The 13,036-nt window shown below is 25.7% G+C and carries 10 protein-coding genes; 5 read left to right on the top strand and 5 right to left on the bottom strand.

The window, feature by feature from the left end; translation table 11 throughout:
• Positions 1–134 precede the first annotated feature (134 nt).
• Entirely contained in the window at positions 135–1,250 is a 1,116-nt protein-coding gene (locus MBBAR_RS06815) for a radical SAM protein (protein WP_080460554.1), read from the top strand.
• Positions 1,251–1,352: 102 nt separating this feature from the next.
• Here the strand turns inward: MBBAR_RS06815 and MBBAR_RS06810 are convergent, their stop codons facing one another.
• On the bottom strand, positions 1,353–2,663 hold the full coding sequence (locus tag MBBAR_RS06810; protein ID WP_080460553.1) for a hypothetical protein: 1,311 nt from the start codon (positions 2,661–2,663) through the stop codon (positions 1,353–1,355).
• Between the two features lie 42 nt (positions 2,664–2,705).
• A complete protein-coding gene (locus MBBAR_RS06805) occupies positions 2,706–3,971 on the bottom strand; it encodes an oligosaccharide repeat unit polymerase family protein (protein ID WP_080460552.1) in 1,266 nt (421 codons plus the stop codon).
• A gap of 375 nt (positions 3,972–4,346) precedes the next feature.
• On the opposite strand from MBBAR_RS06805, the gene cfbB reads away from it, so the two are divergent.
• The gene (gene cfbB / locus MBBAR_RS06800) at positions 4,347–5,708 is read left to right on the top strand and encodes a Ni-sirohydrochlorin a,c-diamide synthase (protein WP_080460551.1); all 1,362 of its coding nucleotides are present in this window, start codon (positions 4,347–4,349) and stop codon (positions 5,706–5,708) included.
• 507 nt (positions 5,709–6,215) lie between these two features.
• A complete protein-coding gene (locus MBBAR_RS06795) occupies positions 6,216–7,046 on the top strand; it encodes a F420-dependent methylenetetrahydromethanopterin dehydrogenase (protein WP_080460550.1) in 831 nt (276 codons plus the stop codon).
• A gap of 239 nt (positions 7,047–7,285) precedes the next feature.
• Here the strand turns inward: MBBAR_RS06795 and hisB are convergent, their stop codons facing one another.
• The 3 genes from hisB to MBBAR_RS06780 all read right to left on the bottom strand — a co-directional run bounded on the left by hisB (position 7,286) and on the right by MBBAR_RS06780 (position 9,240).
• The gene (hisB, locus tag MBBAR_RS06790; protein ID WP_080460549.1) at positions 7,286–7,870 is read right to left on the bottom strand and encodes an imidazoleglycerol-phosphate dehydratase HisB; all 585 of its coding nucleotides are present in this window, start codon (positions 7,868–7,870) and stop codon (positions 7,286–7,288) included.
• A 188-nt stretch (positions 7,871–8,058) separates the two neighbouring features.
• Positions 8,059–8,307: an indolepyruvate ferredoxin oxidoreductase subunit alpha gene (locus tag MBBAR_RS10645; RefSeq protein WP_282956049.1), complete on the bottom strand. Its 249-nt coding sequence runs from the start codon at positions 8,305–8,307 to the stop codon at positions 8,059–8,061.
• Between the two features lie 240 nt (positions 8,308–8,547).
• Complete coding sequence (locus MBBAR_RS06780; RefSeq protein ID WP_080460547.1) at positions 8,548–9,240, bottom strand: TOBE domain-containing protein; 693 nt, start codon at positions 9,238–9,240, stop codon at positions 8,548–8,550.
• Between the two features lie 624 nt (positions 9,241–9,864).
• Between MBBAR_RS06780 and MBBAR_RS06775 the strand changes: the two genes are divergently transcribed.
• Both MBBAR_RS06775 and MBBAR_RS06770 read left to right on the top strand, forming a co-directional pair.
• Positions 9,865–11,166, top strand: a complete 1,302-nt coding sequence (locus MBBAR_RS06775) for a TrpB-like pyridoxal phosphate-dependent enzyme (RefSeq protein ID WP_080460546.1) — start codon at positions 9,865–9,867, stop codon at positions 11,164–11,166.
• A 480-nt stretch (positions 11,167–11,646) separates the two neighbouring features.
• Entirely contained in the window at positions 11,647–12,858 is a 1,212-nt protein-coding gene (locus MBBAR_RS06770) for an ammonium transporter (protein ID WP_080460545.1), read from the top strand.
• Positions 12,859–13,036: the final 178 nt, after the last annotated feature.

Genomic DNA, 13,036 nt, shown 5'->3' with positions numbered 1-13,036 from the left:
ATTTTTAATATTATAGCATATTTTTAATATTATATTCTATTTTTCAATATTATATTTCTTTTTTAATATTATTCTAATTACTTTTCATTTGCTTCCAAAAATTAATAATATATAAAATTACAAAATATATAATAATGAACACTTTAAAAAAAATGCAAATTTTGAGTGATTCTGCACAATATGATATTTGTGATTATGTAAATCACTATAAAAAATCTGATATTAATCTTCCAGGAATTTATAATGCAACAGGACCTGATGGCTGTAAAATTCCTCTTTTTAAAACATTAATGACAAATAAATGTGTTAATGATTGTAAATATTGCATCAATCAATCTAAAAGAAATTTTACTAGATTAGAACTAAGTCCAGAAGAATTAGCAAGGGCTTTCCTTAGTTATTATAGCAATGATTATGTGCAAGGATTATTTCTAAGTTCTGGAATTGCAAGAGATGTTGATGACACTATGGAGAAAATGTTAGATGTTATTAATATACTTAGGAAAAAATATGGATATGATGATTATATACACCTTAAAGTGATTCCTGGTGCTAGCAAAGATTCTATTAAGCGCGCAATGTCATTAGCCAATAGAGTAAGTTTAAATATTGAGTCTGCGACTTCAGATGGATTGTCTCAAATTTCTTCAAATAAAGATTATAATAAAGATATATTAAAAAGAATAAGTTGGATAGATTCTATATCTAAAAAAAATAACTCTATAATGTGTTCTAGTTCAACTACACAGATGATTATTGGAGCAAATGATGAAACTGATGTGGAAATTCTTTCTAGAATAAAATCTCTTTATAAAAACTATAACTTATCTAGAAGCTATTTTAGTTCTTTTTCTCCAGTTGAAGGAACAGAACTTGAAAAGAGAGAAGAGTGCAATAAAAATAGAACTTCGAAGTTATATCATGCTGATTCTCTGTTAAATATATATAAATTTGAATTAGATGAGCTTGTTTTTGAAGAAAATAATCAATTATCCATTAATGAAGATCCTAAATATTTATCTGCTTTAAAACGAGATATATTTCCTTTAGAAATTAACTCTGCTTCTTTTTATGAATTAATTCGTGTTCCAGGTATTGGAACTATTTCTGCAAAAAGAATTATGGCTATAAGAAAGAAAAAACCATTTAAGAAGATGGTAGACTTGAGAAAATTAGGAGTTGTTATAGATAGGGCTGAACCATTTATTAAATTAGATGGTAATTATCAAATTGCTCTTGATAAATATTAATAATTATTAATAAATAATATTTAAAAATTGTATATTAAAATAATATATTAAAATTGTATATTGAATAATAATATTCTAAAATAATATTAACTGAATTTTTTATTATCTAAACTCTGATCTTTTTTTCCAAATCGCTTTCATAGCCTTTAAACCACTTTTTTTAGGAGGATTTTTTAGATTAAAATTGTTAATAATATTTACAAAATCTTCAACAGCAAATTCACTATTTTTAATTAATTTTTCACTTTCTGGTGTTGGAAGCTTATTTTTTAACATGTTTAACACATAATCCTCATATTTATCATCATAGCTATTTTTATCTTCATAATTATCTTTGTATTTATCATTATCTTCATGATTATCTTTGTATTTATCGTCATGTTCGTTTTCATGAGTATGTTTGTTTTCATGATTGTATTTATCCTGATAGTTATCTTTAAATTCATCTAAAAAATCTGAAATTTCTTCTATTTCAAGTATTGGAATTTTTAAATTATTTGCTAAATCTACACTACCATGTTCTTTATGAAATCCTGCTATTTTTATTGAAGGGATTTCTAAAACACCTGCTTCTATGGTCATTCCCATTCCAGCTCCATAAATCATAAGGTTTGAAGATTTCATTAAACTTAATAAATCAACAAATTCATCTAAAACTTTAATTTTATTAGATTTTATCATATTTTCAATTAATTCCTTTTTAAAACGATAGGGTGCTATAAGTGTTGGAAGATTTATTCTTTCTAGAATATTTATTAGCTTTTTTATATCACTAGTTTTTAAATCTCCTCCTAAAACTATTAATATAAAATTTGAGAAATCATATTCCTTTTTTACACCTTCATTATCTAATAAATAATTATTATTAACATAATCAACAATATAATTAACCATAGGATAACCTTGAATGTTTTCAGTAGAATCTATATGGTATTTTTCACTTAAATAATTTTTATAACTTTCTGAAGGTACTGTTACTAAATTAGAAAATGCAATTGTTTCAATTGGATTATATATATCTTGCTCTATATGTATTACAGGAATTTTAAGTAAATTAGCAGCTGATATAGATTTTCTAACATCACCAGCGTTTCCACATGTAATTAAAAGATCTATCCCTTTTCCTCTTAATCCTAAAATTGCTTTAATAATGTCTTTGAAAATTAAATATGCAAGTTCAAAATTATTTCTTTTTACTTTTCCAGAACCTCTACCTTTTCCAATTGAATAAAATTCATCACAATATGGTTTAAGTAGTTCTTTAACACCTGATCCATGGGTTAAACAGATTATTTTACTTTTTTTCCAGTTTAATTTTCCTAAACTTTCCATTTTTTTTATTTTTTTTATAATAGGAATAAGTGTTTTTGCAGGAGCTAATTCACATGCAATTGCTATAGTAATTTCTTCCAATTAATCACTCTCATTCTTATGCTATTATCTTTTTAAATTCTTTTACTGACATTTATAACTATTATAATAATTTTTTAGATGATTATAGATATAATCTATTTTATAAATATAATATATTATTGTAATGATTCCTAAAATATAAAAAAACCAAACTATTATGTCTGTAGGGCCTGTTTCAATCCAAATTAAAGTTTGTCCTAAAATTATTCCATAAATAGCAGTAGCTATACTTTTCACATGTTTTTGAATTATATGTAACATTTTTAATATAAATCCTATTAAAAACATTTGAATGCTCATTCCAATCCATCCAAAGTCCAGTATGGCAGGACCAAATATTGTTGAAGTTATAGAATGATTTTCTCCTAATACGGCTTGTCCAACAAGTACACGAGGATCTACAGATTTAAAGAAACCTGTTAATGTATAATAAAATAGTTCTCCTTGTGTTGAGCCAGCTAGGGGGATTGTTCTATTTAAAATATTAAGTGTAAAACCTGCTCTATAAGATATTAATTCTAATGCATTTAATCTCCAATGCTGCCATTCAATTGATTGTACAGCTATAAAACCTATAACAATCATTAAAAAAATTATTATAATTCCAAAAAACATTTGATACTTTATCTTTAAATTTCTTGAGTAGTATAATGTTATAAAAGAGCTTAATAAAATTGCTATTGGTGTTGTTCTATATCCAGTTAGTGCAAAAAGCCCTAATCCTATTATAAGCAATAAATAATAAATTTTCCTATTATACTTAGCTAAAAGTATATTTATTCCTATTATAAAAAATATATAAGAGAATAACCATATTCTAGTTGCAGCTTCTGCTTTTAAAAATCCACTAAATAGGGGAATTCCTCCAAGTAATATGAAGTTAATTATTTGCAGTAGTAATCCAATTAAAACTATGGATAGTATAATAAGCTCAAAATTCTTGAATTTATTACCCTTATTATTTTTATTTTCATTATCTTCATTGTTATTTTTGTAATAACTACTTATTTTAAATGAAGGTAAAGATCCTAATTTCTTTTTTTTTATTTTATTTAGAGTTTTTATTTTTTTATCAAACTTCTTTGACAACTTTGATAGTATTTTTGGGAATTTAATACCAATGACAAAAAATATAATACCTAATAAAATATAAAGATACACTTGAAATGATGGTCTTGGTAACTCATCAGAAAAATATAGCATAGGTAAAGATACAAGTATAAAGATTATTATAAAAAATATCACTATATATGGATTAAATATGTCTATATTTCCATATCTTTCTTTGAATTTGTGTTTTATATTCATATTTATTAAATTCCCATTGCTTATTTTATTATTTACTTTATTAGTAATTCTATATTATTTTTATTACTATTTTTATTAATAATTTTATCAATAGCTTTATTAGTAATTTTATTATTAAATTTTAGCCTTATTAGTTAATATTATAATAATTTCTATAGTATCTATAGTAATTTTTATATTGATTTTATTAGTATTTTTATTAATAATTTTATCAATAGCTTTATTAGTAAATTTAGTAGAATTTTTTAATTTTAATATTTATTTTATTACTAATTTTATTAGTAACTTTATTATATTTGCTTTTATTTATTTTTTATTAAAATATAATTTTTATTTTTGTTAAAATATAAATAAACAAAAGTACAATTAATATTCATGAGAATTGTATTGGCTGGAACTGGTAGTGCGGTAGGTAAAACAACTATTTCAACAGGAATTATGAAAGTATTATCTGATGAAATGAATGTACAACCTTTTAAAGTTGGTCCTGATTATATTGATCCTTCATATCACTCTTTAGCTACAAAAAACCCTCCTAGAAATCTTGACTCATTTTTTATGAATGAGGATCAAATTAGAAGTTCATTTGTTAGAGGTTTAGAAATTTCTAAAGCTGAAATTGGAATTATAGAAGGTGTTAGAGGACTTTATGAAGGTATTAGTCCTACAGGGGATGTTGGAAATACTGCTTCAATAGCTAAAGCTTTAGATGCTCCAGTTATACTTATTTTAAATGCTCGTAGTCTTGTAAAAAGTGCAGCTGCTGTTGTTTTAGGGTTTAAAACTCTTGATCCTAATGTTAAAATTGAGGGAGTAATACTTAACAAAGTTAAAGGAAAACGTCATTATCTTAAAGCTAAAGAAGCTATTGAAAAACTTTCTAATACCAAAGTAATTGGTGGAATCCCTCGTGACGATGACTTAATAGTAAAAGAACGACATTTAGGTTTGGTACCAGCATTAGAAAAAGAGAGAATTGCTAATGATATTAATAAATGGGCTAATGTTATTAGAGAAAATATTGACTTAGATGCTTTAAAAAATATAGCAAAATCAAATTCAAAAGTTAAAACAGATTCTAAAACTGAACTTTGGACTTCTGAAAATAAAAAAAAGACAAAAATTGCAGTAGCTCTTGATGAAGCGTTTAATTTTTATTATACTGAGAATTTCGAAAGTTTAGAAGATAATAATGCAAAATTAATCTATTTTAGTCCTTACAAAGATGATGAGGTCCCTGATGTCGATGCTCTCTATCTTGGAGGAGGATATCCTGAAATTTTTGCAAAGGAGCTAGAATCTAATCAATCTATGCGAAAATCTATTAATAAATTCCATAATAATGGTAATCCTATTTATGGGGAATGTGGAGGTTTATTGTATTTATCAAAATCTATTGATGGGTTTAAAATGTGTGATGTTATTCCTCATCCTTCTAAGATGACTGATAAGGTTCAAGGTCTTAGTTATGTCATCGCTAAGTCAAATAAAGATAACCTTATTTCAAAAAAGGATGATATATTTAGAGGACATGAATTTCATTATACAAAGCTTCAAATTGAGAAAAATCTGATTAATGATGTTAATTTTGCTTTAGATATTCAAAGAGGAAGAGGAATAATTAATAATCATGATGGTATTTCTATTGGAAATACTCTAGCTAGCTATCTTCATATTCATGCTTGTTCTTGTCCTAATTTTGCATATAATTTTACAAATAATATAATTGAATTATAAAATAATTGGATTATTGAATAATTGGATTATTAAATAAGTGGGTTATGAAATAAATCATATAATTCCCTTTAAATCATTTTTATATTATTAAAAAGATCTCTTATAAAATTTATAAAATTTAGATTTTTATTAGAAATATTTTTATTAGAAATTCTAGAATTATAATTTTATGTACAAAGATTCACTTTTTTATAATTTTTCATAATAAACATTAAAATATATTAATAAAAATTAAAATTAATAATATAAATATTTTTATATTTAATTAAATATAATAGCTTTGAATTAAATATTTTCTATAATAAATAATTTTAATAGCTAATTTCTCAAAAATACTGGAAATTAAACCTATTGATTAGTTTAATTGTTTTCATTAAGCTTATTTCTTATTATATTTTTATATTAATGAGTTTTTTCAATAATATGAAACTTATATATAAACTTAATGGTCTAAACCAAAACATAAAGTACTTATTAAAAAACAATAAATAAAAAAATGGTGATAAAATGGTTGTCAAAATTGGAATTATAAAAAGTGGTAATATTGGTACTTCTCCAGTATTAGATTTATTACTCGATGAACGTGCTGATAGACCTAACATAGATGTTCGAATTATCGGTTCTGGAGCTAAAATGAACCCAGAACAAGTAGAAGAAGTAACTCCAAAAGTTAAAGACTTTGACCCAGATTTTGCTATATTTATAAGTCCTAACCCAGGTGCACCTGGACCAGCTAAAGCAAGAGAACTCTTATCTGGATATGATATTCCTGCTGTAATTATAGGGGATGCTCCAGGAGCTGGAAAGAAGGATGAAATGGATGAACAAGGTTTAGGATATATAATTGTTAAAGGAGACCCAATGATTGGAGCAAGAAGAGAATTACTCGATCCAACTGAAATGGCTTCTTTCAATGCAGATGTTATTAAAGTTTTAGCTTTAACTGGTGCTTACAGAGTAGTTCAAAATGCTATTGATGCTCTTATTGAAGCAGCTGAAGCTGGTAAAGAATTAGAATTACCAAAAATCATATTAACTGCTGAAAAAGCTGTTGAATCTGCAGGATTCACTAATCCTTATGCAAAAGCAAAAGCTATTGCTGCCTACGAAGCAGCTGGTAAAGTAGCAGACATTGATACTAAAGGTTGTTTCATGGTTCGTGATGCTAACCAATATATACCACTCGTAGCTGCTGCTCATGAGTTAATTGGAACTGCTGCTAAACTCGCAACTGAAGCAAGAGAAATCGAAAAAGCTAATGACTCAGTTTTAAGAACTCCACACGCTGGTGACGGTTCTATTGTTTCAAAAACTAAATTGTTAGATAAACCATCCTAAGTTTATATTAATAATTAGATTTTATTCACCGTTTTAAAAACGGTGTTTCTTTTTTTTATTGTTTCATTAATTTATTGTTTTATACTATATTTTTGGCTATTTCGTTTTATAATGATTTTGATATTTTAATTTTAACTTATATAATTATCAAAATATTATTTTAGAAAATATTATTTTAGATATTAAGTATTTTTTTTAGTATTAAGTATTTTTTTGTTATTAAGGCATTTATTTAGTTATTAAAGTATTCCTTTAGTACTTGGAATTGAATCATGCTCTACTTTACAAGCATCATGCAGTGATTTTGCAAATGCTTTGAATATTGCTTCAGCTTTGTGGTGATCATTTGAACCTTCAGCAGATATATTTAAATTTACCTTTCCTGAACTTGCGAAAGATTCAAAAAAGTGTTTAATCGTATCACTAGTCATATCTCCAATTTTATCATTATTAAATTTGAAATTAGCTTTGAAATAGCTACGTCCACTTATATCAATTGCGACTGTAGCTAAAGAATCATCCATAGGTACTATTGCATGAGACATTCTTTTAATTCCTTTTTTATCTCCAATAGCCTCTAAAAATGCTTTCCCAAGTAAAATTCCAACATCTTCTATTGTATGATGGTCATCTATATCTATATCTCCTATGGCTTGGATATCTAAATCAATCATGCTGTGTTTTGAAAATGATTCAAGCATATGATTAAAGAAATTTATCCCACTATTAATATTGTATTTTCCTTCACCATCTAAATTAATCTTTATTCTAATATCTGTTTCAGATGTTTTTCTTGAAACTTTAGCTAATCTATTTTTCTCCATTTCAACCACTAAATTTTATTATTATTTATTTATTATTTTTTATAAGAGTATTATTCAATAAGAGTATTATTTATATAGAAATTTATTTATAAACTATTATATATTTAGAAATATTACTTAGAAATATTATTAAGAAGTATTATTATATAAGGTATTACTATATTGAAATATTATTAATATATTAATTGTTAAATGCCTAATTTGCTTTTTCCAGATTTTGCTTTTTTAAGTCTTTTTATTTCTTCTTCTTCATTTGGAGCATTTCTTTCTATAGTTATTGCTCCTTCTGGACATTTCGATGCACATAGGGTACACACATGACAGTATTCAAGATTATTTGCATGTGCTGTTTTATTTATTTTCCAGATTTTTTGACCTTTGGGACATATATCTTTGCACTCTCCACAACCAGTACATTTATCTTTATCAACTAATATTTTTAAAATAAAAACACCTCATCATCAATAACTTAAAAGATAAAATATTATTTAATAATAGAATAGTATCTTATTTAATAATAAATTATTATTTAATAGAATACAGACTAATTACTAAAGTAGAAATTACTGAAGTATAATTGTTAAAGTAGTATAATTGCTAAATTAGAATAATTAATAAAATAGATTGATTAATAAAAAGATTAATTATTAAGATAGCATAATACTAAAGTATAATTACTAAAGTTTCAATGTTGCTATGGAAACAGCTTTGAAACCAAGATAAATTTCTTTCCCTAATCTTAACTTGAGATTTTCTTCTGCTGAACGAGTTATGTTTGAATATAAATAAATTCCACCAACATCTGCTTTAACTCTTATCATTTCTCCACTGAGACTTATTTCGACTATTTTCCCTTTTAATATATTTCTAACGCTTGATTCTTGTTCTTCTAACATTATAAATATATTATCATAGCTTATTAGAGCTAAAATCTTGTCTCCAACTTCATATTTTTCATTTAAAGGAATTGTCATATCAAGATCTTTCATCTCAATGTTCATAACCTGTTTTTCTTTGTTCACTGAAATAACTTCAGCTTCAATCTCGTTTACTTCTTTATGGAGTTCCATGATTGCATTAATTTTTTTACATTCTTTTAAAATTAATCTTCCTTCTGAGGTTAATTTTGCACTACCTCCTCCTCCTTTACCTCCTTTTGTAGTTGAAACAACAGCTATTTCTAATGAAGTCTCAATTTTTTCTATATAATTAAGAGATGTTCTATAAGATATTTTTGTTAGTTTAGCTGCTTCTGTAATAGAACCTGTTATGTTTATATAGTTAAGGAGATTAAACTTTTTTTCATTAAGGAGAAAATTTTTATCCCCAACATTTATTTTATATTCTACACCTGCTTTGACTTCTGTCATTAAAATCCTCTCTAACCTAGTTTATTTTTAAATATTTAATATATATCGTTTATATATATTTAATGTTTGTTAAATATCTTAATATTTGTCAATATCTTTAATATTTATCAATATCTTTGTATTTTATAAATACCTTTTAATTATTAATTATATTATATCTCTTTTTATTATATTCTTCTATATTATATTTCTATGTATTATTACTATCTTTATTATTTCTATTATTATTTTCTTTATTGTTTTTAGTATTATCTTAATTATTATTTTTATTATTGATAAAAATTATAAAGACATAGAGTTTATATTGATGAAGATTATATGTGATGATGTATTATAAATAAATAAAATATATAATTGAATATAATATTAATATTAAACAAAATATTATAATGTACAATAATGTACAACAAAGGTTTAAATAGTACCTTAAATAATTTTTAATATAATGATAAATTACACAAGAAACATAATAAGAAATTATAACAAGAATTTATAATAAGAAATTATATCTATGAATATTTTGATAAAATTTACAAATAATATTATTTATGTAAATAATTTATGTAAATGATACTATTCATGAAAAATCCAAATAAATATAATTTAAACAATAGAAAAAGGTGAATTATGTATAAAATAGAATTATCTTCCGATGAAGTACCAAAAAAATGGTATAATATTAATGCAGATCTTCCTTCTGAAATTCCTCCTCCGAAAAATAGTGAAGGTAAAAATCAAATTGAATATCTTCCTAAGATTTTTTCAAAAGGAGTTCTTGAACAAGAATTTTCAACAGAAAGATATATTAATATCCCAGATGAAGTAAGAGAGTTATATATGCGAATGGGTAGACCAAGCCCTTTATTTAGAGCTAAAGGTCTAGAAGATAAGTTAAACACTCCTGCAAAAATATATTTTAAAAGAGAAGATTCTTCTCCAACCGGTAGTCATAAACTAAATAGTGCGATTCCACAGGCATATTATGCAAAAAAAGATGGAATTGAAAGATTGACAACAGAAACAGGCGCTGGACAATGGGGTACTGCTCTTTCACTTGCTTGTTCTCAAGTTGATTTGGATTGTACTGTTTATATGGTTAAAGTATCCTTTGATCAAAAACCTTTCAGAAAAGTCATAATGGGTATCTATGGGGGGGAAGTTCATGCTTCTCCAAGTAAATATACAGAAGTTGGAAGAAAAACTTTAGCTGAAAATCCAGATCATCCAGGGTCTCTTGGAATAGCTATTTCTGAAGCTATTGAAGATGCATTAGATAATGAACATGCATATTACTCAATTGGTAGTGCTTTAAATCATGTAATGTTACATCAAACAATCATAGGTCAAGAAGTTAAAACACAATTAGAGATTGCTGAAGAAGAACCTGATGTAATGATTGGATGTGTTGGTGGTGGAAGTAACTTTGCAGGATTTACATTTCCTTTTATTAAAGATAAAATTGATGGTAATAGTGATTGTGAGTTTATAGGTGTTGAGCCTAGTTCTTGTCCTACTTTGACTGAAGGTCAATATGATTTTGATTTTGGAGATACGACTGGTTTAACTCCTCTTATTAAAATGTTCACATTAGGGCATGATTTTGTAGCTCCTTCTGTACATGCAGGTGGACTTAGATATCATGGTATGTCTCCTCAGGTTTCTTTACTTAAAAAAGAAGGATTCATTGATGCTAGATCTGCTACTCAGAAGGAAGTTTTCAAGGCAGGTGTCTTATTTGCTAAATCTGAGGGTATTGTACCTGCACCAGAATCTACTCATGCTATTAAAGTTGCTATTGATGAAGCTAAAAAATGTAAAGAAACTGGAGAAGAAAAAACAATTGTTTTTAATTTATCTGGGCATGGTTTACTTGATCTTGTAGGATATGATAAATTTCTTTCTAATCAGTTATCTTCTGATAATTGAGTAAATTGATTAGCTAAAAATATATTATGTTTAATATAATCTCTTTATATTTCTTTTAGGTGTCTATTTTTCTTTTATTCTTTTTATTCTTTTTATTTTTCTTTTATTTTTCTTTTTTGCTACTTTTTACTATTTTTATACTTAATTTCTTATTTAATTAATTCATTATATTTTTTAATTTATTTATAATAAATTTGATTTTTGTTGTTATATTGATTAATATTTCATTCTTTTTCCTATGTATTATATATTTTATTGTTGAAAATTATAAATATTGCTTAATTTCTAATTATTTTACATATCGGTGAATTATAATAAGTTTTATATACCTTAAAATTAATATAGCTGTAGGTATAAGGTTTCCGTTTTCCTTATATTCATAAAATAATTTTTATTATTTTATTGTTCTATTTTGTTTTATTTAGGATTTAAATTAGAATATTTGTTTATTAATAAATTAATCTATATAAGAGGTTTTTTATGGAAGGAATACTAAATGCAGGGGATACTTCATGGGTCCTTATTTCTACTATCTTAGTACTTTTAATGAGTATCCCAGGGATTGCTTTTTTTTATGGTGGCTTAGCTAAAAAGAAAAATGTTTTAAATACTATGTTTTTAACTTTAATTGCTTTTTCAATAGTAACAATAATTTGGATAGCTTTTGGTTATGAGCTTGGCTTTGGAAATTCTATTTCAGGTTTTATTGGATACCCTACAAGTATAATGTTACATGATGTTGGAATAAATTCAATAACAGGCACAATACCTACATATGTTTATATAGCTTTTCAACTAACCTTTGCAGGGTTGACAGCAGCTCTTATTTCAGGAGCTATTGTTGGAAGAATGAAATTTTCAGCATGGATTGTTTTTGTAGTGCTTTGGACAATTGGTGTTTACATTCCTATCACACACTGGGTTTGGGGTGGTGGATGGCTAATGAACATGGGAGTTATTGATTTTGCTGGAGGAACAGTTGTTGAAATATGTTCTGGTCTTTCTGCATTAGCATTAGCTTTTATCATTGGAAGAAGAAAAGACAGGTCTCTCTTGCCACACAATTTGGGATACACCGTATTGGGTGCAGGATTTCTATGGTTTGGATGGTTAGGTTTTAATGGAGGTTCTGCTTTAACTGCTGGAGGTCTTGCTGCATCAGCTTTATTAGTTAGTAACTTAGGAGCTGCAGTAGGTCTTTTAACATGGGTTTGTATTGATATTTGGAGAGAAGGAAAACCAACTGTACTTGGTGCTATTTCTGGTGCTATTTCTGCTCTTGTTGCTATGACTCCTGCTGCAGGATTTGTAAATGCTGATGGAGCAGTTATAATTGGATTTTTTGCAGCAATTTTATCATACATAGCTATTAGTTATATTAAACCGAAATTTGATTATGATGATGCTTTAGATGTTTTTGGAATACATGGAGTATCGGGTATTTGGGGAACTATAGCCACAGGAATTTTTGCAGTAGTTGCTGTTGGAGGTGTTTCAGGATTAATTGAAGGTAATGCTAATCAACTTTTAATTCAATTAATTGCTACGGTTTCTACAATGGCTTATGCATTTGTAATAACATTGATAATAGGCAAATTCATTGATTGGACAATTGGTCTTAGAGTATCTGAAAAAGAAGAAATAGAAGGTTTGGATACCCATATCCATGAAGAATCTGGTTATAGATTATAAAACTTTATCATTTTACAAAAATTTAGAATATAATATATATTAATAAAAGTCAAGATTTAATTAAATAAAAAATTAATTAAAATCAAAGATTAATTAAATTATATGAATAATGAGGTATAATATAATTTTGTTTGAAATATTTTTTATTTGAAATATGGTTTATATTAATATATAAATT

Origin of the sequence: Methanobrevibacter arboriphilus JCM 13429 = DSM 1125 (assembly GCF_002072215.1) — an archaeon.
GTDB lineage: Archaea > Methanobacteriota > Methanobacteria > Methanobacteriales > Methanobacteriaceae > Methanobinarius > Methanobinarius arboriphilicus.
This window is presented reverse-complemented; position numbering and strand designations above follow the sequence as displayed.

Bases quoted from the DNA above. Each gene is read 5' to 3' on its own strand.
- MBBAR_RS06780 (WP_080460547.1), bottom strand. From the start codon at position 9,240: ATGACAGAAGTCAAAGCAGGTGTAGAATATAAAATAAATGTTGGGGAT.
- hisB (WP_080460549.1), bottom strand. From the start codon at position 7,870: ATGGAGAAAAATAGATTAGCTAAAGTTTCAAGAAAAACATCTGAAACA.
- cfbB (WP_080460551.1), top strand. From the start codon at position 4,347: ATGAGAATTGTATTGGCTGGAACTGGTAGTGCGGTAGGTAAAACAACT.
- MBBAR_RS06795 (WP_080460550.1), top strand. From the start codon at position 6,216: ATGGTTGTCAAAATTGGAATTATAAAAAGTGGTAATATTGGTACTTCT.
- MBBAR_RS06770 (WP_080460545.1), top strand. From the start codon at position 11,647: ATGGAAGGAATACTAAATGCAGGGGATACTTCATGGGTCCTTATTTCT.
- MBBAR_RS06805 (WP_080460552.1), bottom strand. From the start codon at position 3,971: ATGAATATAAAACACAAATTCAAAGAAAGATATGGAAATATAGACATA.
- MBBAR_RS06815 (WP_080460554.1), top strand. From the start codon at position 135: ATGAACACTTTAAAAAAAATGCAAATTTTGAGTGATTCTGCACAATAT.